Raw genomic sequence first — 21,966 nt, forward strand, 5'->3', positions numbered from 1 at the left:
TCAATTCAAAATTTTAACGCCTAACTCATCCAAATATTTTTTTGGAATATAGAATTGCAGCGTCTCTTCATTAAATTTAAAATAAGTACTTTTCTCATTTTTCACATCCTCAAAACGCAATGATGCATTATGATATGTGATTTTCAGAGGTGAAGAAAGTACTTTTCTGTTGACACCGTTTCTTTTATCTACAAAATAATAAATTCCGCTGTCACGTTCAGTTGTAAATTTGGGTTCTTCTCTTTTTCCATCCGAAGCCATTCCTACAGAAGGGTATCCTCCGCGGTGTCTTTCAAATTTACTGCCTGCAAAAGTTTCAGATTTTTTCATCGCTTCTTCACTTACTCCATATTCTTCGCTTGGTTTTGAAGTGAATTTTTTAATCAGCTTAAAATCTTTGTCATAGAGCTCGTAATTTCCTTTGTTTTCAAATAAAACAAAATCAAAGTCGTTGAGATTGATGGTGACAATCTGCATTTTCACATTTCCGTTTTCGTCTGGTTGATTTTCAGGAGCTTGTTTATTCAGTAAATAATAATGATTTGCTTTTGTACGTAAAACAGGTTTCAAATTAGCGGTACTACTATAAATTACGTAATCAGTGCCGCTTTCTTCCCGCGATATTGGTGGAGGCGGTAAAATTGGAGGTGGCAATTTTCCTTTGGCTTTTACGGGAGTAACTTTTTTAGGAGCAACTTTCGGAACCGTTATTTCTTTAGCAAAATACTTAGCGATAATAAATTGTTCACTTAAATCTTTCAGGCTGTAAACATCATCTTTAAAATTAATTTTTTCAGCAGTTTCAGAATTCAAAAGATATTTCTTTCCGTTGATTTCTTCTACAAAATGGTGACTGACTTTTTGTATTTTAACCTCATCTTCATAGAAAGTTTCATATTTTTTGCCCTGTTCTGCATTTACATCAAAGCAAAAGGTCTTTAGATTTCTTGAATCAAATCCCGGTTTGAAAATCAAGAGTTTTCTATCATCACTTTCTCTACAGTAATCGTAGATTGGGGCAATAATTTCGTTTCCTTTATCATCAGACAGTCCATCTTTATTTTCGTATGAAAACGGATAAAACTTTTGTTGTCCGACAATATTGATGATGCTAAAAACCGTGATTGCAACGATTGAAATCTTTCTGAAAATCATTTTTCTTGCGTTTTTTATATTTCTAAAAATACAACTTTCTACAATTTCATCAAAATATTTTTCATTCATCAGGGATTTTGTTTAAAAGTTTTCCATTTTGAAAATTAAAAAAGGTATTTAGAAATATCTTAAACTTTAATAAATATTTGATTTTCAATAAATTAAATTAAACCGATCTAAAATAGAATTGATAAAAAAAATATTCGCCAATTATGTATATTTACTCAAAATCACATAATGCGGAAAAAACAACTGCTTCTTTTTTTTATCTTACAAATTACGCTTGCATTTTCTCAGGAAAAAACAATATTTCATGACATCAACTGGAAAGTGGTCAACAGCGAAAAGAAAGCTTTCTATTATCGTCCTATGCCTTTGCTTAAAACACAAAATTTACATCTCTTACGGGATTTTTATGTGAAAGAAAAAACTCTTCAAATGCAGGGATATTATGCAGACGGCATTGAAAAAAACTACGTCGGTGAGGTTTTCTGGTACAGAAATAATGGTGAAGATTATTATTCTACTATCTACATCAATAAATCTAAGCAAAAGAAACTCAGTTATTATTTTGATAGCGGAAAACTCTGGAAAACTATAGAATATGGCGACAGCCTTAAACACGGAAAAACCATAGAATACAAGTCTGACGGAAGTCTTTTGGGAGAAAGTCTGTATAAAAATGGCTATCTTATTTCCGGAACCGCAGGTCACCTGGAGAATTCTATCGATTACAGAAGATACAATAAGAAATCAAAGTACGAACAATCTGTATATATACCAGAATACAAAGGTTCAGACAGAGATTATACAAGCATTAAATACTGGAAATCTACGCTAAAAACCGCAGTAGAATATACGTATCACAATGGCAAAATTGTCGTAGAAAAAAACTTCGATGAGAACGGAAATCTTCTTCAGAAACTCGACAGTACTTCCTATTTTAAAAATACAAAAGAGCTTAAAAATGGAAGACAATATTATTATAAAAATTACAAAAGTGCAATTTTAGAAGCTCCAACATTCATCGAATACCGCAGTTATCCGTTTTCTGATGTTAAATTAAATTATATCAGCTATCTTATTTTATACCGTGGAACAATTCAGTTTTTAGAAAAACATCCCGAAAAAAATCTCTACAGAAAAACTGCCTATACTTTTTTTAAAGACAATGGAAGTCAGTGGATGAGGCTTGAACTCAATTTCCGGTCTGATGATGCTTGGAAACCTTTAGAAGACTTTTTAGATCAGGAAACTCAACTGATTTCTGTTAGAGATATTGAAAGCTACTCTAAAGAAAAGATCTTTGATAAATTTTCAAAAAAAACGTGGTCCAATAAAGATTTAAAGAATAAAACAATCTCCGAAACACTGTTTTTTGCCTCACCAGATTTTATGGGGAAAACTTTAAAATCTTCCTCAAAAACTCTGACAAAAGAGAAAGAATCTGCATTGATTTACCTCAATATTGCACCAGAAAAATATGTACTGCTTCGGGAAAACGGCGGTTATTTTATTCCTGAAAAGTCAGGCGATATTATTGAAATTCCAAATTTCGTTTTAAACTAATTTTCATTTCCAAAACAAAATTCAAATGAAGCCATTCATTAAAATAATACTATTTCTCTCAATTTTCATTTATACTGCCGGCCTTTCTCAAATCGCTCCAAAACTGCGTCCTGTAAAAATAAAAGCGCCGGTACCGACGATAGATGGCATGTACGACAGACCCATAAGATCAACCAAACCGCTGTCGACAACAGATTCTATTCAGGAAGAAATTCGGGATGTGATGTATCTTGGTTATGATAGGTTTAACGATGATGATGAAGAAAACATTGAAAATGAAAAGGATTTAATTTTAGTTTTAAGAAAAAAAATTACCGAAACCAAAGGTCTCCGCAAAACGCTTTTCCGTTTTTACCTCGCCAAAATTTATGATTCTTACATCAGTGAATATGGTTACAGAATTACAAAAACTGACATCACTCCGTTAGAAAAACTTCCAGAAGATTACAAAACGTGGTCTATAAAAGATTTCGACAGAGAAATTGATCAACTTTACATCGAGGCAATTTCTGACAAAAATCTTCAAAGCGAAAAAGTTGTAAACTGGAATACTCTTATTTACGATATCGAGTACGCAAAATTCAAACCTACTTTATACGATTTTGTTGCTACATCTTACCTGCAGTTTTTAGAAAAACAAATTTTCTCAGATATTAATCAAAACCATAAAAAATCTGACAATACAAAGCAGGAACTTATTGATTTTCATCGAAATGACACAGACAAAACTGCACTTTTGTATCTGCAAAGCACTTTGATACAGGGAAATTCTAAAGAACAGGCTCTGGCTTACGAAACTTTAGCAGACTCTTACCTCAGCGAACCATTTTCGGCGTATTTGCTTCATACAGCCGCTAATCTTGCTAAACAGGAAAATTCAGTTCAAAATCTTGTGAACGCACATCGGATTTGCACTAAAGCTATAGATAAAGTACCCAATTCCAACTGGAAAAACCATTGCAAAAGTTTAATTAATGTCATCGAAGAGAAAAAACTTTCCATTGAAATCCCCGAAAGAAATCTTCCCGGAGAATACATTCCGATGAGGACGACCCATACCAATACTGATCAGGTAAAAATTAAAATTTCTAAAAGATCTGCGAAAATAAATTTCGATAAAGAAGTGATTTGGGATCAATATTCGGTGGAAAACAAAAGTATTGTTTATACCAACATTAATTTCCCAGACATTGATTTCAGAACCGACGATTTCGAACTGAAAAAATTTGATGATTACAAAGCCCATCAAACCACATTGGCACTTCCGCCTTTGGAAGAGGGTGTTTATGAGGTAACGGCTTCTGTGGCAGACGATGAAAAAAAATCTGAAATCGTGGTTTCAGACTTATATTACATCAAAAGATTTGAAGATGATGCGAAAGTAGATTTTCAGGTTATCAATTCTAAAACAGGAAGAAGCATCGCCAATTCACAATACATAGTTTACCAGAATATCGATGATTATGACAGAAAATACAACGAAAAACGAGACAACAAAATTATCTCCACAGGCAACGGAATCACTGATAAAGACGGAATATTTTCATTTTTAAAATCTGAAAAAAGAGATTACAGCAACAGCATCGTCTACTTCCCTGTTTTAAAGAAATACATTGCAATAGACGATGATTATGATGATATAAGAAATGAAAAATCACAAGCAGAAGAAGCGAAAGAACCGATTTTGAAAGATTTTATCATTTACACAGACAGAGCAATTTACCGTCCCGGACAAAAAGTTTTCTATAAAGGAATTTTAAAACAGGAATATTACGAAAAAACAAAAGTACTTCCCAAGCAGAAAGTTTTGGTAAAATTATTCAATAATAACCAACAGGAAATTGCCAAAAATGAAGCAGTAACCAATGAGTTTGGAAGCATTTCCGGAGAATTTGCACTTCCTTCCGGCGGATTGACGGGAAAATATTATTTCATCATGGAGTATTTCTCGGAAGAATCCGACAAGAACGAAATTAAGTCTTACAAAGAAATATTGGTAGAAGAATACAAACGTCCGAAATTTAAGGTGGTTGTAGATTCTGTGAAAGAAATCTCCAAACTGGGCGATTCTGTGAAAATTAGCGGTAAAGCTCAGGCTTTTTCGGGGGCAAATATTTCGGCTGCAACGGTAAAATATGAAGTAAAAAGACAGAGAATTTATTTGTGGAGATACTACTATGACGATTATAAAAATTATGAAAATGATGCTGAAATTGCTCATGGTGAAACCACAACAGACGCTGATGGAAATTTTAACATATCATTTTCAGCGGAAGCTGGCAGTAAATCAAATGACACGAGAAGAAGTTACCAATACATTGTTTCGTTTTTTGTAACTGATGTGAACGGCGAATCTCAAAACGCCAAATCTACAGTAACCGTAGGTGATCTCAATGCAAAAATAGAACTTTCTGTTCCTGAAAAAATGCTTCAAAAAGACTGGGAATCTGTGAAAGTGACAGTCAAAAATTTAAATGACCAAAAAATTTCTGCAAAAGGGAATGTTACTGTAACTCAATTGGGAAGTCAGGAAAAAATTCTTCTGCCGAGATTTATGAATTACAACCGGGATTATTCTGATGAGAATTCAATTTTCCTGTATCAGCATTACGACAGAGAAGTTTTTGATGCATATTTCCCATACATCAGCTATGATTTGCCTGAACTTAATAATAAACTGAAAAAAGGAAAAACTGTTTTAACTAAAAATTTCGACACCGGAAATTCTGAAACTGTAGAACTGACTGCAAACCCAGAGCCCGGAAAATATTTAATTGAAGCACAAACGATTGTAGAAAACGATACTGTTTCCAGCTACAAAATTGTTGAAATTCTGCATAATGAAACTTTCAGAAACGGAAATCCTGTTTTTGCAGGTATCAACGTTGATAAACCGTTTTACAAAGTGGGCGAAAAAGCCACGGTTACCGTATTTTCAGATTTTGATGAAGGTTTTGTGAACTACAGATTCATCAGAAACAACAAAAAAGAAAATTATCAGCAAATCGCAATGAAAAACGGCAAAGCCGAAATCAGTTTTATAGTTACCAATGAAGATTTAAAAATTAAGCCTTTTCTGGAATATGATTTCATTCATGACAATGATTTTTCTAAACGGAAAATTACATTTGACATTAAAGAAAATATCAACCGTGAACTCGATATTACCACAGAAGTTTTCAGAGATAAAATGCAGCCCGGAAATCAGGAAAAATGGATTCTGACCATCAAAGGAAAAGACAAAGACAAGATCAATGCAGAGGTTTTGGCAACGATGTACGACGCTTCTCTCGACCAATTTGCAAAAAATGAGTTTAAATTTACTCATTACATTCCGCAAAATGATAATTACAGATACAACTCTAATTATGAATATTACAATCCGTCAACAGACGACCTTTTATCAGACTTAACAGATTTAAGCAGCAACAGTTTTCAGAAATCAGCCAATAAATTTCTACTTCCGTCCGGAACAGATTTTCCAAGTCCTAAGGTTCCGGCACTTCAATATACTTCTATCCGTAGACCGAGATATGAGTATCGTTCTTATGCAACCGCTTCAATGGTTAGTGGAGAAACTCGCGGTGTAGAGGTTCAGGAAGTTGCAGTCACTGGTCTTGCAAGTAAAAAAGATACGAAAGCATCACCTTTGTATGTAATTGACGGGAAAATTTCAGATAAAAATCTTCCTGATGAAGAAATTGCCGAAACCATTTTTTTAAATTCTAAAGATGCTGTGGCACTGTATGGTCAGCAAGCTGCAAACGGAATCTACGTTGTTACTTCTAAAAAAGCAATGCGGGAAGAATTGCTTAAAAATGTAAAAACCAGAACCAACCTCAGCGAAACTGCTTTCTTTTTCCCGAATTTATACACAGACAGTGAAGGAAACATTAAACTTGAATTCAAATCTCCTGAGGCCCTCACCCAATGGAAACTTCTCTTATTTGCTCACACCAAAGATTTGAAAACGGGTTCTGCAGAATTTATTTCTCAAACTCAAAAAGAACTGATGGTAACGCCCAATCCACCAAGATTTTTGAGACAGGGCGACGAAATTCTTATTTCCGCAAAAATTGATAATCTTACTGAAAAGAAAGTTTCCGGAAACGCAATACTCCACCTTTTTGATCCGGAAACTAACAAATCTCTGGATGCAGAATTTTTGAATAAGGAAAATTTAACCAAAATGACCATCGGTTCAAAGGCTTCAACAGAAGTGATCTGGAAAATAAAAATTCCTTACAATGTCAATTCCGTCAGCTATAAAATTGTTGCCAATACAGGGAAATTTTCTGATGGCGAAGAAAGTATGCTTTCTGTTTTATCAGACAGAATACTTGTGACAGAAACAGTACCAATCTTCATTAAAGAAGGACAAAGTAAAACCTACGAAATGAATGGAATTACCAGTCCAAATTCGAGTTCTGCAGCCAATTTTAATCTGAGTGTGGAGCTTACATCCAATCCATTGTGGTTTGCGGTGATGTCAATTCCATATCTGAGAACCTTCCCACACGAATGTTCTGAGCAGCTTTTCAGCAGACTGTACGGAAATATGTTGTCGGCTTACATTATGAATTCTTCCCCGAAGATTAAAAAAGTTTTTGATGAATGGAATAATAAAGAAACTGCAAACAACCCTCTGGAAGCCAATGAAGAACTGAAAAATATTCTTATTTCGGAAACACCGTGGCTTCAGGATATTAAAGATAAAGAAAAGCAGATGCAGGAACTGGCGTTCTTTTTCAATTTAAACAAAATGAAAAAAGACCTGAAAAAAGCCCAACACGACCTGGTAAAACGCCAAAATCCGAACGGAAGTTTCTCGTGGTTTCCGGGTGGAAGCAATGATAAAACAATTTCCGGGCACATTCTCGGAGGTTTTGGAAAACTCAGTAAAATGTTGAAAGATAAATCTGAGGAATATTTCAGCAACGAAATTGAAAAAGTGATTACCAACACAATTGATTATCTGGATAAAGACTATTCTAAACAATTATCTGAAGACAGAAAAGCAAATACAAAACCTGATTTAGCAGATTACTCTTCCTATTTCTACTATAGAAGTTTTTGGACTCATAAAAAGGGAATTCCTTCCGAACTTAAAGAAGTTTTAAAAGATTTGTCTAAAAATTATATCGATAATTTTAAAGATTACGACCTATATCATCAGGCGATGATTACTACATTTTTACAACGTTACGGTTACAGAGAACAGGCGAAAAATTTAGTTTTAAAATTAAAGAAAACCGCCAAAACCTCCGAAGAAAATGGAATGTATTGGGAAGATAACAGATCTGGATGGTATTGGTATCAGGCTCCGGTGGAAACACAGGCAATGTTGATAGAAGCCTTTTCAGAAGCTACTCCAGAAGATGAAAAAAGTGTGGAAGAAATGAAAATCTGGCTTTTGAAAAACAAGCAACCGGAAAGTTGGGGAACTACAAAATCAACCACAGAAGCCGTTTATGCATTATTAAATTTCGGAAAATCCTGGCTCGATTCAGAAAAAGGAATTACAATGAAATTAGGTACAGAAAATATTTACCCTGAAACCAAAAATGACGAAAATTCACAAGCTGGATATTTCAAAAAATCATATTTCTGGAAAGAGATTACACCTGATAAAGGCAAACTGGAAATTTCAAAAACGAGTCCCGGAGTTGCCTGGGGCGGAATGCATCGCCTTTTCTACGAAAACATCGACAACATAAAAAACAGCAACTCTACTGATGTTTCAATTCAAAAGAAATTATTCATCAAAATTTTTGAAGGAAATCAACCAAAACTTCGTGAAATTACTTCTGAAAACAAGCTGAAAGTCGGCGATTTAGTAACAGTAAGAATGATTATTAAAACCAATAAAGACATGCAGTACATTCATCTGAAAGATATGCGTGGAAGCGGTTTTGAACCTGTAAATGTACTTTCCTCATACAAATGGCAAAACGGAGCGGGATATTATGAAAGCACAAAAGATACGGCAACGAATTTCTTTTTCAGCCATTTACCGAAAGGAACTTATGTTTTTGAATATGAGCTAAAAGCCAATAATGCAGGAGATTTTTCTAACGGAATTACCACTTTCCAAAATATGTATGCACCCAATATGAGTGCCCATTCTGAGGGAATAAGGGTGAAAATTGAGAGATAGATTCTAGCTTTTTTAAATAAAATGAATTATGATGAAGAAATTATCTTTAGTTACTTTAAACCTTAATGATTCGTTTCGCAATGAAGACGATTTTTTGGTGAACCTCCTTTTAATGGGAGCTGCATTTGCTTTGTTTGCGATAATCATTGCAATTTCCTTGATACTTATTGTTTCAATCATCCTCTTTTTACTGATCAGTGCGGGGATTATTTCTACATCCTTACTGGTGGGTTTTCAGCAGAAGTCTGTCAGCAAAGGCTTTAAAGCTTTTTTCATCTTGTCATTCATCATCGGATGCTCGGTGATTTCCGTTATATTCTTTTGGTTTTTGAATTCGGTATATGACTTGTGGATTTCTGGAGTGGCTGTTCCTGCAGGATTGATTTTTGGGGCAATTACAGGTTGGGGACTGGGCTCAATTACGTTTCTTGCTTGCAAAAAAATTGTACTGTTTATAAAAAATCAGTTGGATACAAGAGTTTTGAAACGAAAATAATCTAAGCTAAAATTCAGATGAAAAAAGAAATTACAAAAACAATTACCTATGGACTTCTGTTAAGCTTTCTGGCAGGAACTATTTCCTCAATTATCATTCTGCTTATCATCCAGTCTCAGAACCAAAATCATCATGATGACGGAGGACAAAGAATGGATTGTTTTGCTGGTTTAGGGTACGGCATTATTGTGGGAGTTCATATTCTATTTGTCATCCTCAGTTTAACTGCGTTTTTTAATCTTTTTAAAACTGTTCGTGAAAACAGATTCTATTCTTTTCTGTCATTTTTTGCAGGTTCATTTTTATATTTAAGTCTGATTTTGCTAAGTCTTTCTGAGTTTTCAGCCGAGGATTATCTATTTATAATCCCTTGGATTTTCATAGTGATTTGGGTGTTTTATTACTTCAAAATCAGAAAAATAATAAAACTTAAAAGTGAATAATTTATTTTAAATTTAATTAAATCTAAAATACAACTGCAATGATGAAATTATTTAACTGTATGACCTTTGTTTTCTGCCTGTTACTGATAGCTTGCAGCAACGATACTCCAAAGAAAAATATAAAGATCTCTGATGTACATCCTGAAGAGAAAAAATCAATTCCATTTACTTCTGATGCCAAAACCATTCACGTTTTTGTGGCTTTGTGTGATAATAAATATCAGGGAATTGTGCCCGTTCCTGAAAAAATTGGAAACGGTCAGGATCCCGACAATAATTTGTATTGGGGTTGCGGATTTGGCGTGCGAACCTATTTTAAAAAAAGTAAAGAATGGAAATTCATCGAGAGCCGAAAACTGAAAACTGAAAAATTGGAAAGAGTAATTTTTAAACATACCACCAAAAATTACTATCTCATTGCCGATGCTTACGATGGTCAGTTCATCAAAAATACTACGGTCGATTTTCTCAACAGCAGTTCGGGGAAAACAAAAGATACTTTAAAAATAGGAAAAACAGTCATCGGAATTAATGGAAATGCAAAGCTAATGGCTTACATCGGTCACGACGGACTGATGGATTTCCAATTGAATGAAACCTTTGAAAACACTGATCAACAAAAGCGTGACGTCATTATTCTGGCTTGCTACAGTAAAAGATTTTTCACACCTCATCTTCAGAAAGCCAACGTCAATCCTTTGGTTTGGACAACCGGATTAATGAGCCCCGAAGCATATACTTTGCATGATGCCATTTCCGGATATTTAAATTCCGAAAGCAATGAACAAATTCGTTCCCGGGCGGCGAAAGCCTATTCAAAATATCAGAAATGCAGCGAAAAGGCAGCTCGAAATCTCTTGGTAACAGGTTATTAAATTATTCCCACCCTATTTCATTAAAAATCAACCTGATACAAATGGTATCTTATGAGATTTCACTAGTATTTAAATGGTTGTTTTTAATAATTACTTTCCGATACAAAACTTAGAAAAAATATTTCCCAACACCTCATCATTTGTAAACTCACCGGAAATTTCACCCAAATATTCCAAAGCATAGCGAAGTTCATACGCCAAAAGTTCAGTTGAAATCCTTCCTGAGATGGCATCTTCAACTCTCTTCACAGATTCCAGAGATCTCTGCAAAGCTTCGTAGTGACGCTGGTTAGTAATGATGGTACTTTCCTGCGTTTCAATATTTTGGATATAGTCGGCAAGTTCAGATTTTAACTCTTCAATTCCTGTTTTATTTTTTGCCGAAATCCCTATAATTTGGGAAGTATAATTTGGAAATAACTGTTCTTTTAATTTTGCGTCAAACTCATTTACAGAAGCAGTTTCCTGCAAATCAATTTTATTATGAAGAAGAATCACCTTCAAATCATCACGGTAAAATTCTTTGATAAACTCAATTACTTCTTCAGGTTGAGAGTCGAATTCATCATATAAGTACAGAAGAATTTTTGCAGTTTCAATTTTCTCCTTCGCTTTTTTTACGCCGATTTCTTCAATAATATCTTTCGTTTCGCGAATTCCCGCAGTATCGATAAATCGAAAAGCCGTTCCTTTGATATGCAAAACTTCCTCAATCGTATCACGGGTCGTTCCCGCAATTTCCGAAACAATCGCACGTTCTTCTTTCAGCAAAGCATTCAGCAAAGTAGATTTTCCGGCATTTGGCTTTCCGATAATGGCGACATCCACTCCATTTTTAATTGCATTTCCATATTGAAAACTGTCAATCAGCGACCGCAGTTTTACTTCCGTTCTGTTCAGTGAGGCTGTCAAAGCTGCTCTGTCGGCGAATTCCACATCTTCTTCCGCAAAATCAAGTTCGAGCTCTATCAGTGAAGTAAAGTTTAATAAATCTGTTCTCAGAATAGAAATTTCATTGGTAATTCCACCTTTCAATTGGTTCAAAGCTACTTTTCTTGATGCTTCATTTTCAGAAGCAATCAAGTCAGCAATCGACTCAGCCTGACTCAAATCAATTCTTCCGTTCATGAATGCACGCATTGTAAACTCTCCTGCTTTCGCCATTCTTCCGCCGTTTTTAATCAAAACTTCCAGAATTTTCTTCGCAATATGTGGCGAACCGTGAAAGGAAATTTCCACAGAATCCTCCGCCGTAAACGTTTTCGGACCTTTAAAAACAGACACCATAACTTCGTCTATGACTTCAGGTTGGATGTCAGATGTTGGATGCTGGATGTTCTCTGACCCATTTTCTGCAGTTTGTAAAGTCCCTTTTGGGGATTTAGGGGATTCCACTATAAACCCATAATGCACCGTATGCGAATCTGCTTTTTCAAGATTTTTACCTTGAAAAATTCTGTTTACAATTTCAAAAGACTGTTCACCGGAAATTCTGATAATTCCGATAGCTCCGATTCCGTTGGCTGTGGCTAGTGCGCAGATTGTGTCGTGATTCATGCTGCAAAATTACGGAATAAACATTTAAATTTTAAGATTCAGAATTCAAGTTTTAAAACACCATTTTCAGCCAAACTCAATTGCTCAAACTCCATGCAACTTTCACCTCTCTATCTCAAACTCTCCTACACAAATACTCCAACTCTCCTAAACTTTCAGGAGCCGGGAACCTGCTGTACACTATATCTTTTGCTCTTCGTACCTCATCACAAAAGGATGCCGTTGCCATCAGGGCTATGACACTCAATATCAATTTTTTAAATATTCAATAAATGAAAAAAACTATTCTCTTTTTTTAGTAATTTAGAACAGAAGAAACAAATTTCAAAATCTGAATACATTTTAACTAATCAATTCTAAAAGTCAACAATGTTAAAAGGAAATCTGATATTATTAGCCGTTTTTGTACTGATTTTTATGAGTTGTACAGAAACTGAGAACAGACAAAAAACAAATCAGAAAGAGCCCAAAAAGGAGTTTTTGGAAAAACTTCCTGGAAAAAATATTTTAATTGTTGAGGCAGTAAAAAAATTCGGTCCTGAAATTTCCACAACTTACGAAAAAGCCGTCTGCACAGAATTGGTCATTCAGATTATTGAAAAATTCCATCATTTGGAAGCACAGGACAAATATAGAATCAGAATTATAACTGACGAAAATATTCAGGATTTACTGAAAGAAAATTCACCGATTCCAAAAGGAGTTTTTTACGCACTAACTGAAAAAGGTATTGGCATTCCTGTCAAAAAAGAAGACGTTCTGGTAGGAGATTTTGTACAATTCTGGACACCAACCTGGGGACATTGCGGAATTGTGAAAAGCATCAGTTTAGAAAAGCATGAAATGGAACTTTACTCATCGTTTCCTTCAACTAAAGGTTATGGAATTCAAAAATTTAAAATTCCTCAATATGTATTCTTTGTGAGACTAAAATAATTTTAATTTAAATGGTTTTGGAATGATTGAAATGTTTTTTTAGTGAAAATTCATAAAAACAAAATGAATATCCGTAATTGATAATAACTTAATCTTCACAGCTTGTTTGTCATTCCGCAGAAACCTCAACACACTTAAAATCAGAAAGTTTAGATTCCTACGGAACGACAAGATGCCTGCTGGTTTTATATTATTGTAAAAAACCGGCAGTCGTTAAAACAAATATTGTTTTTAATGTTGCAAAGTTTTTATCCAAAAAAAACCATCCCATTTCTGAGATGATTTAATTATAAAAACGTATATGAAGTGAATGTGTTTGGTTTCGTTTACAAAACTACGCCACTTTTCATGTCACTTCTTTCAGTGATTTCACTATTTCTTTACCGTAAAAATACGGGGATTCTATTTTAAATTTTAAATTTAAGATTTAAGATTTAAGATTCAAAATTACTTACCTGTGATTTTAAATTTAAAATTCACTATTGACTAATGACAATTCACTTCTAAAGCGGACTTACCAATTCCAAAAACCAATCCTTCACTTCGCCTTCCAGAAACGGGGCAATTTTTCCCTCACAGGTTTTATGATAAGCATTCAGCCAGTTGATTTCCTCTTCCAAAAGAATTTCTTTTACAATATCACTTTTGAAGAACGGACAGAAAGTCAACGTTTCAAACTCGTAAAAAGTTCCATGAATCGTAGTTTCAGATTCTTTTACAGCAATCAGATTTTCATGACGGATTCCGTAATCGCCTTCCAGATAATAACCAGGTTCGTTAGAAACAACCATTCCCACCAACAATTCCTGTGGATTTAAATCTTTTCTGATGTTTTGCGGGCCTTCATGCACATTCATAAAACTTCCCACACCGTGACCAGTTCCGTGGTTATAATCTTTTCCGTTCATCCACAATGGAAGTCTTGCAATCGCATCCAGCTGAACGCCTCTTGTTCCTTTCGGGAATTTCACCATCGACAGACGAATCATTCCCTGTAAAACCAAGGTTGAATTTATTTTAAATTCTTCCGAAACCGCTCCCAAAGCTAAAGTTCTTGTAATATCAGTTGTTCCTTCCAAATACTGACCACCGGAATCTACCAAAATGCTCGCATCATTCGTCACCTCTTTGCTGCCTTCACTTTTTGCGGAATAATGCATCATCGCCCCATTTTCCTTAAACCCAACAATGCTTCCGAAACTCTCACCCACAAAATTTTCTCCTGCAGCACGGAAATCTCTTAGTTTTTGCCCGATAGAATATTCATTCATCGCTTCTTTTCCTGCGGTATGTGTCAGCCAGTAAAGGAATTTCACCATGGCAACACCATCTCGTACCATCACTTTTCTGAAACCTTCGAGTTCCGTTTCGTTTTTCTGAGCTTTCATCAGATTTCCCGGAACAGCTGCTTTCACAAATTGATTATCGATTTTTAAAGCTTCAAAAATCGACTGATTACTGTTAGGCGAAACCAAAACTTTCTGACCCTTTACGGTTTTCAAATGATTGTAAAACTCTTCGTAAGGCATCATTTTTACCCACGCCTCGTCCATTTGTTTTCTGGCTTCAACCTCCATTTTTTCAAGATCAGTGAAGAGAATCGCATCGTTTTTAGTAATTAAAATATATCCTAAAAATACAGGATTACTTTCCACATCACTTCCTCTTAAATTTAAAGTCCAAGCCACATCATCCAAACTGGAAATAACATGAACAGATACTTCCTGCTCCTCCATTTTTTTGCGGATGGCAGAAATTTTATCAGAAACAGATTTACCCGCTCTTTCAATGGGATGCGTATAAATAGGATTTTTTGATGGTGTTCCTCTTTCTATCCAAACCTTTTTTAACAAAGGAAGATCAATTAAATTTAAATTTTTTGCATTCAGTTTTTGATATAAAAGTTCCCAGTTGGAATGCGATGTAGCCAGTGCATTGACAGCAACCTTTCCATTTTCCGGAATTTCAGAAATAATCCAGTCAATGTAATTTGGCGTTCCCTCCATTCCATCTTTGAAAAGGTCAATCCCGGAGCCTGCCAATTCAATTGGAGCTTGTGTGAAATACCTTCCGTCTGTCCAAAGTCCGGCTTTATCTTTTGTAATTACCACAAAACCTGCTGAACCCAAAAAGCCCGACAGCCAAGCTCTTTCCTGCCACTCTTCAGGCAAATATTCACTCATGTGAGGATCTGCAGAATATACTATAAATGCATCAACACTATTTTTCTGCATCTCTTCACGAAGCGCAGCTACTTTTTCCTTTGAAGTCATTTTTTATCAATTTTAAAAACCGAAAGTTACGGATTTTTGGATTAAATAAGTTTGCTGGGTGCATGATGATGGGTGCGGGGTGTTCGAGAGTTTTTTAAACACTTTTTTTTCATTGAAGCAATGTTGAATTAATAATTCCCTACATCCAACATCAAGCATCCATCATCCAACACCTTCACATACCACACGAAAACATTTTGGAAAGATTATTGTAATGTTAAATTTATGAAAACGCAGAATTACCAGAATCACCGAAAATTTTATGCTCCTCATCATTTCATTTACCTCCCTTTAGTAATCTTTTTACAGGGATTTGGGGTGTATAAAATTTTCACTGATTCGGTAAATCAGCTTTTGTGGATTCTGTTTTCAGTTGTTATTTTCCTGATTTTATTTCTGGCAATCATGGTTCGCCAACATTATGCTTTGGGTCTTCAAAACAGACTGGTAAGACTGGAATTTAAGCAGAGGTATTTTGAAATATTTAACCTGAGGTCGGATAAAGTGGAAGAAAAATTAGATTTCAGTCAGATTGCAGCTTTACGTTTTGCTTACGATGACGAATTTAAAATTCTTTTGGAAAAGGCTTTAAAAGAAAACATTTCCGGCGACCAAATCAAAAAAACGATACAAAAATGGAAGGCTGATGAGAACAGGATTTGAAATTTGAAGTTTGAAATTTGAAATTTGAGATTTCAAAAACTCCAAAATTTTACATCCGACATCAAACATCCATCACCCAACAATACTATAAACATCAAAAATAAATTATTATGAAAAAGCTAAGTTTCTTATGTATGTCCTTATTTGGTTTAATGCTTTTAACAAGCTGTGAAGCCATTGAAACAATTTTCAAAGCCGGAATGTGGTGGGGAATCATCGTCGCAGTAGGTATCATAGGAGTAATTTTATGGTTATTTTCAAGAGGTAAAAACTCATAATTGATTTGAAAAATGGAAAATTCAGATCTTGAAATTATTTCACATCTAAAACCTTCCAGGATCATCAAAATCATGAAAGATCCGGTGGCTTCTGCAAAGGCTGTAAACTTGATTTACACTTCCGATGCAGAAGCTTCCGGTATTATTCGCCGTAAAAGAGGAAAGAAATTTCAGTATTTTAAGGGCGATGAAAGAGTAAAAGACAAGGAAGAAATCAAACGAATCAACAGTCTGGTAATTCCGCCAGCATGGGAAAATGTTTGGATTTGCGCTTTAGATAACGGTCATCTTCAGGCAACTGGTTTTGATGTTAAAAACAGGAAACAATATCGATATCATCCACTTTGGAGTGCTCTGAGAAACCATACTAAATTTTATAGAATGCTTCAGTTTGGATATACTCTACCTGAAATTCGCTTACAGCTTGAAAAAGATTTAGCCCTAAGAAATTTTGATAAAAGAAAAGTTTTAGCATTGATTGTAAGTTTAATGCAACGCACCAACATCCGTATTGGTAATAATATTTATGAGAAACTGTATGGATCTTTTGGTTTGACGACTTTAAAGGAAAAACACGTAAAAGTTGAAGGTCAAAAAATAAATTTCTCATTTAAAGGAAAAAAAGGTGTCATGCACAATGTCAATCTCAAAAGCAAAAGACTGGCAAAACTCATTATGAAATGCAAGGAAATTCCTGGTAAAGAACTTTTCCAATATATCGATGGTGAAGGAAACAGGCATTCTGTAGATTCCGGAATGGTGAATGAGTACATTAAAGAATTGAGCGGTGAAGATTTTACTGCAAAAGACTTCAGAACATGGTCGGGAACGGTAAATGCTTTAATTGCTTTCAAAGAAATCGGCTACGCTGAAAACAATACGCAATACAAAAAGAAAGTGAAAGCCGCTTTGGATATTGTTGCTCAACACTTGGGAAATACGAGTACGGTTTGCCGAAAATACTACGTCCATCCTTTAGTCATCAATCTTTATGAAAACAATTCTATCAAAAAATATCTTGATGAACTCGAGGTTATCGAAGAAAATGATGGAAAAGCAGGCCTGACACATGAGGAAAAATTAGTTTTAAAAATTTTGGAAACAGAGAAGATGTGAGCAGGTGTATTGTAAATGGTCAATTTGCTCCGTTTGTCAATTTTTTTAATTTTAAACATTTAAGAAAAATTGAACCATTAAGATTTTTTAGTTTATAAGATTTCTTAAGATTCAGATAAATCTGAATTAAGCGGTGTGATAAAAATATTTCTTAATATTTTCTTAAACCAACATAAAAATTTCAATATTTTAATGATTAGATTCTGTAGAGATGCTTTCAGCATGACAAAACGACGTGAGATTCAGAATTATAATATTATCAACTTTAGTTAAAACTAATTGTAAAGATCGCTTAATAATATCTTCAGATATTTCTTTAACCAACTTAAAAACTTCAAGATCTTAATGGTTTAAAATTCACTATTCACTCGCAAAGCAAAATTCACTATTCACATTTTTTCATCATAAATTTTAAAAGTTGTAAATTTGTAAAACAGCAAAATAAAACAATACAACTTATATGTCAAAAGCAATTTCGCAAGTACCATTTGCAGTAAATGAGCCGGTAACTTCTTACGAACCGGGATCAGCAGAAGTAAAATCTCTTCTTGCAACTTACAAAAAAATGTGGGCAGAAAAGACAGAAATCCCAATGATTATCAACGGAAAAGAAGTGAAAACTGGTGATACCGTTCAACTTCAGTCTCCGCAGGATCATTCTCATGATTTCGGTTTTTATCATAAAGGAACAATGCAGCATGTAGATGATGCCATCAATACAGCATTAGCAGCAAAAAAAGCTTGGAATGACCTTGGATGGGAGCACCGTGCAGCAATTTTCTTAAAAGCAGCTGATCTTTTGGCAGGACCTTACAGAGATGTAATCAACGCGGCAACAATGATCGGACAGTCTAAAAATGTACATCAGACTGAAATTGATGCAGCTTGTGAATTCATCGATTTCTTGAGATTCAATGTAGAATTTATGACAGAAATGTATTCTGAACAGCCGGTTTCTGATGCAGGAATCTGGAACAGAGTAGAATACAGACCATTAGAAGGATTCTGTTTTGCTGTAACTCCATTTAACTTTACAGCAATTTCAGGAAACTTGCCGACTTGTATGGCAATGCTTGGAAACGTAGTGGTTTGGAAACCTTCAGACAAACAAATCTATTCTGCAAAAGTAATTATGGATGTTTTGATCGAGGCCGGACTTCCTGCAGGAGTTATCAACATGATTTTTACAGACGGAAAAGAAACTGCTGAGAAAGTAATGGCTCACAGAGATTTTGCAGGACTTCACTTTACAGGATCTACAAAAGTTTTCCAGGGAATGTGGAAAATGATTGGCGATAATATTCATAACTATAGAACTTACCCAAGAATTGTTGGGGAAACTGGTGGAAAAGATTTCGTTATCGCTCACCCTTCTGCAAACGTAGAAGCCGTTGCAACTGGTTTGGTAAGAGGTTCTTTCGAATATCAAGGACAGAAATGTTCTGCGGCTTCAAGAGCTTATATTCCTAAATCTCTTTGGGCAGACGTGAAAAAAGTAATGGAAACTCAGATTGCTTCAATTAAAGTAGGTTCCCCTGAAGATCCTTCAAACTTTGTAAATGCAGTAATCGATAAAAATTCTTTCGAGAAATGTAAAGGGTATATCGACAGAGCCAATGCTTCTAGCGTTGCAAATGTCGTGATTGGTGGTAAAACTGATGATTCTAAAGGTTGGTTTGTACACCCGACAGTTATCGAAACTACAGATTCTCAGTATGAAAGTATGGTTGAAGAAATTTTCGGTCCTATTTTATCTGTTTTCGTTTACGAAGATGCAGATTGGGCAGAAACTTTAAAAGTTGTTGATTCTTCTTCTCCATATTCATTAACAGGTTCGGTTTTCGCACAAGACAGATATGCCGTAAATGAAGCTTTCAAAGCATTAGAAAATGCATCTGGAAACTTCTACATTAATGACAAACCAACCGGTGCAGTTGTTGGTCAACAACCTTTTGGTGGCGGTAGAGCTTCAGGAACAAACGATAAAGCTGGATCTAAAATGAACTTATTGAGATGGACTTCTGTAAGATCGATCAAAGAAACTTTTGTTTCTCCTAAAGATTATAAATATCCGTATTTGGGATAATAGATAAGCAATTGGTAATTGGCAATAAGTAATTGTTGCCTGCTACACTTTCATACAGCCCCGAATTTTTGTCGGGGCTTTTTTGTTGGAAAGATTACAGTGAAAGATTTTTATCACATTAAATTCTAATAAATTAACATTCAGCAGGTTATTTTATCATTCTTTTAATATTTGGAAACTTCATTCGGAATAATTCTTGAACTGTTGATAATACATCAAAACAAATTATTATGAAAAAGTTACTATTGGCCGTATTATTCGGCTTTGCAATCACAGCTTGTGGTACAAAAGAATCTTCGACAAATGCAAACAGTACAGATTCTACAGCCGCAGATAACGCTGCAAGAATATCGCCCTCAACAATGGACACTACTGTTCCGGCAGTACCGAATGACAGCACCGTTATGAAGGTAGACTCGGCAACAACTGGAAGATAAAATTTTATTTCTATAAAAAATCCTTAGAATATTCTGGGGATTTTTTAAATACTTTACCAATTACTTTTTATCTACACCTACTCTACCAAAATATTCCCTATAGTTGTTTAATGAAGTTTTACTTTTTACTTTTTACTTTTTACTTTTTACTTTTTACTTGAATTAAAATGTTTATATTTGATTAATCATCCACACAATTATTCAATATGAAAAATACGATACTTAGTGCATTGCTGGTACTTTTTTGTGCCACAAGCTGTGCCGATAAAAAAGAGAACAGAGAAGAATTTAAAGCTGAACACAACAAAGATTCTCTGCGAAATAAATTAGGAGACAGCGCTGTTGCCAATTCTGAACCGGTAAATGCAGCAGATTCTTCAACTTCTAAAGTAGATACTACTCAAAAACCTACCAACTATAAATCTACACCTCCTAATACGCAAGGTGGTGGAAGCCGTTAATTTTCATTTAAATTAATAAAGAAAGCAGCTGTCTTCGGGCAGATATTCATAATTTTAAATCATGATTTCAGAAAAAACAGGATTGGTGCTTTCCGGCGGAGGTACCAAAGGAATTGCCCATGCAGGAGTTTTGAAATTTTTGAATGAAAAAAATATTCAGATTGACGTTTTATCCTGCTGCAGTGCGGGATCAATCGTCGGATGTCTTCATGCAATAGGAAAAACACCGGAAGAAATTCTGGATTTTTTCAATTCAGTTTATTTTTTCAACTGGAAACATTTTACTTTTAATCAGCCCGGATTGGTATCTTCTGTGATTTTCAGAAATTACCTGAAGCCTATTTTTGGAGATTTAAAACTGAAAGATTTAGATAAAGATGTGAAAATCGTAGCAACAGAATTGGTTTCGGGAACTCAAAAGATTTTTGATCCTGAATTTGAAATTGTCGATGCCATTATTGCCTCCTGCTCTATACCAGGAATTACAACACCTTATATTATTAAAGATGAAATGTTCTGTGACGGCGGAGTTTTAAACAATTTCCCAGCAGATATTATAAGAGAAGATTGTGATAAACTGATTGGTGTGTTTGTTTCCCCACCTCACAACATCAATATTAATGATCTGAAAACTATTAAAGCAATTGTTTCACGTTCCTATGACCTTTTATCTTACCGTGTAGAAAAAATAAAATTTGACCATTGCGACTGGCTTATCACATCTCAGCAATTCTCAAGTTACGGAACTTTCGAACGGAAGAAAAACAAGCTTGATGAACTGTTTGACATCGGCTATCAGGCAGCTAAAGACAGTTACGAAGAAAATTTATTTATTAAAAAATATTCCGTCAAATAATCATTTTTAGTAAATATCCATTGACAAAAAGTGAAAAACGAATAAAAATTACATGTTAAATTTTGTATGTTCGAGTTTTTTCATAAATTTAAACAATGGATTGGCAATTTATTTGCTGACCAAAATCAAACCCAAAAATCTCAAAATAATAAAAATATGGCAATGTTTAATTATGGCGTTGGAGGAAACGAAGTGAAAGTTGATGCCAACGAAGCTATCGCCCAGATTCAGGAAAACAAATCTCTGATCGTGAGCCAGCTTACCACAGACGAATCTTACACCCCGGAAATCGTTACCGGACTGAAAACTGTAGATGATGTTTTCAGACACTTCCAACCCTCAGTAGAAGTACAGCACGAGGATGTAGACGGAAACGCAATTGATGAAGAATTCAGATTCAGAAATCTCGCAGATTTTACACCAAAAAATCTCGTTAACAATTCAGATTATTTACAGAAACTGAGCATGGAGCAGGATCAGTACAACAAAATTGTACGTCAGCTGAAAACCAACAAAATCCTCAGAAACATGCTCGAAAACGAACAGTCGAGGGCAGCTTTTGTGGAAGTGCTTAAAAATGTAGCTCAGGAACTCGAAAAATAATAAAA

17 protein-coding genes are annotated in these 21,966 nt (G+C 34.8%); 14 read left to right on the forward strand and 3 right to left on the reverse strand.

Annotated features, from left to right (window positions below):
* Nucleotides 1–1,224, reverse strand: a complete 1,224-nt coding sequence (locus tag AC2A1G_RS11355) for a hypothetical protein (protein ID WP_484047031.1) — start codon at nucleotides 1,222–1,224, stop codon at nucleotides 1–3.
* Between the two features lie 168 nt (nucleotides 1,225–1,392).
* Here AC2A1G_RS11355 and AC2A1G_RS11360 point away from each other — a divergent pair, with 168 nt between their 5' ends.
* The 5 genes from AC2A1G_RS11360 to AC2A1G_RS11380 are packed head-to-tail and all read left to right on the forward strand — an operon-like array spanning nucleotide 1,393 to nucleotide 10,695.
* Nucleotides 1,393–2,724, forward strand: coding sequence for a toxin-antitoxin system YwqK family antitoxin (locus tag AC2A1G_RS11360; RefSeq protein ID WP_484047032.1), 1,332 nt, complete (start codon nucleotides 1,393–1,395; stop codon nucleotides 2,722–2,724).
* A gap of 25 nt (nucleotides 2,725–2,749) precedes the next feature.
* A complete protein-coding gene (locus tag AC2A1G_RS11365) occupies nucleotides 2,750–8,881 on the forward strand; it encodes an alpha-2-macroglobulin family protein (protein ID WP_484047033.1) in 6,132 nt (2,043 codons plus the stop codon).
* Nucleotides 8,882–8,909: 28 nt separating this feature from the next.
* Nucleotides 8,910–9,377 carry a hypothetical protein gene (locus AC2A1G_RS11370; protein WP_484047034.1) on the forward strand — a complete coding sequence of 156 codons (468 nt, stop codon included), beginning with the start codon at nucleotides 8,910–8,912 and terminating at the stop codon, nucleotides 9,375–9,377.
* 17 nt (nucleotides 9,378–9,394) lie between these two features.
* Nucleotides 9,395–9,820 (forward strand): hypothetical protein, encoded by a 426-nt coding sequence (locus AC2A1G_RS11375; protein ID WP_484047035.1) that lies wholly within the window; start codon nucleotides 9,395–9,397, stop codon nucleotides 9,818–9,820.
* Between the two features lie 38 nt (nucleotides 9,821–9,858).
* On the forward strand, nucleotides 9,859–10,695 hold the full coding sequence (locus AC2A1G_RS11380; protein WP_484047036.1) for a hypothetical protein: 837 nt from the start codon (nucleotides 9,859–9,861) through the stop codon (nucleotides 10,693–10,695).
* A gap of 90 nt (nucleotides 10,696–10,785) precedes the next feature.
* On the opposite strand, the gene mnmE is transcribed toward AC2A1G_RS11380, so the two are convergent.
* The gene (gene mnmE / locus AC2A1G_RS11385) at nucleotides 10,786–12,252 is read right to left on the reverse strand and encodes a tRNA uridine-5-carboxymethylaminomethyl(34) synthesis GTPase MnmE (protein ID WP_484047037.1); all 1,467 of its coding nucleotides are present in this window, start codon (nucleotides 12,250–12,252) and stop codon (nucleotides 10,786–10,788) included.
* A 369-nt stretch (nucleotides 12,253–12,621) separates the two neighbouring features.
* Between mnmE and AC2A1G_RS11390 the strand changes: the two genes are divergently transcribed.
* Nucleotides 12,622–13,188: a hypothetical protein gene (locus AC2A1G_RS11390; protein ID WP_484047038.1), complete on the forward strand. Its 567-nt coding sequence runs from the start codon at nucleotides 12,622–12,624 to the stop codon at nucleotides 13,186–13,188.
* Nucleotides 13,189–13,691: 503 nt separating this feature from the next.
* Here the strand turns inward: AC2A1G_RS11390 and AC2A1G_RS11395 are convergent.
* Nucleotides 13,692–15,461: an aminopeptidase P family protein gene (locus AC2A1G_RS11395; protein WP_484047039.1), complete on the reverse strand. Its 1,770-nt coding sequence runs from the start codon at nucleotides 15,459–15,461 to the stop codon at nucleotides 13,692–13,694.
* Between the two features lie 225 nt (nucleotides 15,462–15,686).
* Here AC2A1G_RS11395 and AC2A1G_RS11400 point away from each other — a divergent pair, with 225 nt between their 5' ends.
* The 8 genes from AC2A1G_RS11400 to AC2A1G_RS11435 all read left to right on the forward strand — a co-directional run bounded on the left by AC2A1G_RS11400 (nucleotide 15,687) and on the right by AC2A1G_RS11435 (nucleotide 21,961).
* Nucleotides 15,687–16,124, forward strand: coding sequence for a DUF6526 family protein (locus tag AC2A1G_RS11400; RefSeq protein ID WP_484047040.1), 438 nt, complete (start codon nucleotides 15,687–15,689; stop codon nucleotides 16,122–16,124).
* Nucleotides 16,125–16,234: 110 nt separating this feature from the next.
* Nucleotides 16,235–16,402, forward strand: coding sequence for a phosphatidate cytidylyltransferase (locus AC2A1G_RS11405; RefSeq protein ID WP_484047041.1), 168 nt, complete (start codon nucleotides 16,235–16,237; stop codon nucleotides 16,400–16,402).
* 12 nt (nucleotides 16,403–16,414) lie between these two features.
* Nucleotides 16,415–17,518 (forward strand): DNA topoisomerase IB, encoded by a 1,104-nt coding sequence (locus AC2A1G_RS11410; RefSeq protein ID WP_484047042.1) that lies wholly within the window; start codon nucleotides 16,415–16,417, stop codon nucleotides 17,516–17,518.
* Between the two features lie 460 nt (nucleotides 17,519–17,978).
* On the forward strand, nucleotides 17,979–19,604 hold the full coding sequence (gene pruA / locus AC2A1G_RS11415) for an L-glutamate gamma-semialdehyde dehydrogenase (RefSeq protein WP_484047043.1): 1,626 nt from the start codon (nucleotides 17,979–17,981) through the stop codon (nucleotides 19,602–19,604).
* Nucleotides 19,605–19,834: 230 nt separating this feature from the next.
* Entirely contained in the window at nucleotides 19,835–20,041 is a 207-nt protein-coding gene (locus tag AC2A1G_RS11420) for a hypothetical protein (RefSeq protein ID WP_484047044.1), read from the forward strand.
* A 206-nt stretch (nucleotides 20,042–20,247) separates the two neighbouring features.
* Nucleotides 20,248–20,502, forward strand: coding sequence for a hypothetical protein (locus AC2A1G_RS11425; RefSeq protein ID WP_484047045.1), 255 nt, complete (start codon nucleotides 20,248–20,250; stop codon nucleotides 20,500–20,502).
* A gap of 61 nt (nucleotides 20,503–20,563) precedes the next feature.
* The gene (locus AC2A1G_RS11430; protein WP_484047046.1) at nucleotides 20,564–21,358 is read left to right on the forward strand and encodes a patatin-like phospholipase family protein; all 795 of its coding nucleotides are present in this window, start codon (nucleotides 20,564–20,566) and stop codon (nucleotides 21,356–21,358) included.
* Between the two features lie 66 nt (nucleotides 21,359–21,424).
* A complete protein-coding gene (locus tag AC2A1G_RS11435) occupies nucleotides 21,425–21,961 on the forward strand; it encodes a type VI secretion system contractile sheath small subunit (RefSeq protein ID WP_484047047.1) in 537 nt (178 codons plus the stop codon).
* Nucleotides 21,962–21,966: the final 5 nt, after the last annotated feature.

This window comes from Chryseobacterium sp. HNCC26DJ240 (assembly GCF_057180485.1).

Coding starts and splice junctions, on each gene's coding strand:
- AC2A1G_RS11380 (WP_484047036.1), top strand. CDS start 9,859: ATGATGAAATTATTTAACTGTATGACCTTTGTTTTCTGCCTGTTACTG.
- AC2A1G_RS11360 (WP_484047032.1), top strand. CDS start 1,393: ATGCGGAAAAAACAACTGCTTCTTTTTTTTATCTTACAAATTACGCTT.
- AC2A1G_RS11430 (WP_484047046.1), top strand. CDS start 20,564: ATGATTTCAGAAAAAACAGGATTGGTGCTTTCCGGCGGAGGTACCAAA.
- pruA (WP_484047043.1), top strand. CDS start 17,979: ATGTCAAAAGCAATTTCGCAAGTACCATTTGCAGTAAATGAGCCGGTA.
- AC2A1G_RS11370 (WP_484047034.1), top strand. CDS start 8,910: ATGATGAAGAAATTATCTTTAGTTACTTTAAACCTTAATGATTCGTTT.
- AC2A1G_RS11435 (WP_484047047.1), top strand. CDS start 21,425: ATGTTCGAGTTTTTTCATAAATTTAAACAATGGATTGGCAATTTATTT.
- AC2A1G_RS11390 (WP_484047038.1), top strand. CDS start 12,622: ATGTTAAAAGGAAATCTGATATTATTAGCCGTTTTTGTACTGATTTTT.
- AC2A1G_RS11420 (WP_484047044.1), top strand. CDS start 19,835: ATGAAAAAGTTACTATTGGCCGTATTATTCGGCTTTGCAATCACAGCT.
- AC2A1G_RS11400 (WP_484047040.1), top strand. CDS start 15,687: ATGAAAACGCAGAATTACCAGAATCACCGAAAATTTTATGCTCCTCAT.
- AC2A1G_RS11410 (WP_484047042.1), top strand. CDS start 16,415: ATGGAAAATTCAGATCTTGAAATTATTTCACATCTAAAACCTTCCAGG.
- AC2A1G_RS11405 (WP_484047041.1), top strand. CDS start 16,235: ATGAAAAAGCTAAGTTTCTTATGTATGTCCTTATTTGGTTTAATGCTT.
- AC2A1G_RS11395 (WP_484047039.1), bottom strand. CDS start 15,461: ATGACTTCAAAGGAAAAAGTAGCTGCGCTTCGTGAAGAGATGCAGAAA.
- AC2A1G_RS11425 (WP_484047045.1), top strand. CDS start 20,248: ATGAAAAATACGATACTTAGTGCATTGCTGGTACTTTTTTGTGCCACA.
- AC2A1G_RS11375 (WP_484047035.1), top strand. CDS start 9,395: ATGAAAAAAGAAATTACAAAAACAATTACCTATGGACTTCTGTTAAGC.
- AC2A1G_RS11365 (WP_484047033.1), top strand. CDS start 2,750: ATGAAGCCATTCATTAAAATAATACTATTTCTCTCAATTTTCATTTAT.
- mnmE (WP_484047037.1), bottom strand. CDS start 12,252: ATGAATCACGACACAATCTGCGCACTAGCCACAGCCAACGGAATCGGA.
- AC2A1G_RS11355 (WP_484047031.1), bottom strand. CDS start 1,224: ATGAATGAAAAATATTTTGATGAAATTGTAGAAAGTTGTATTTTTAGA.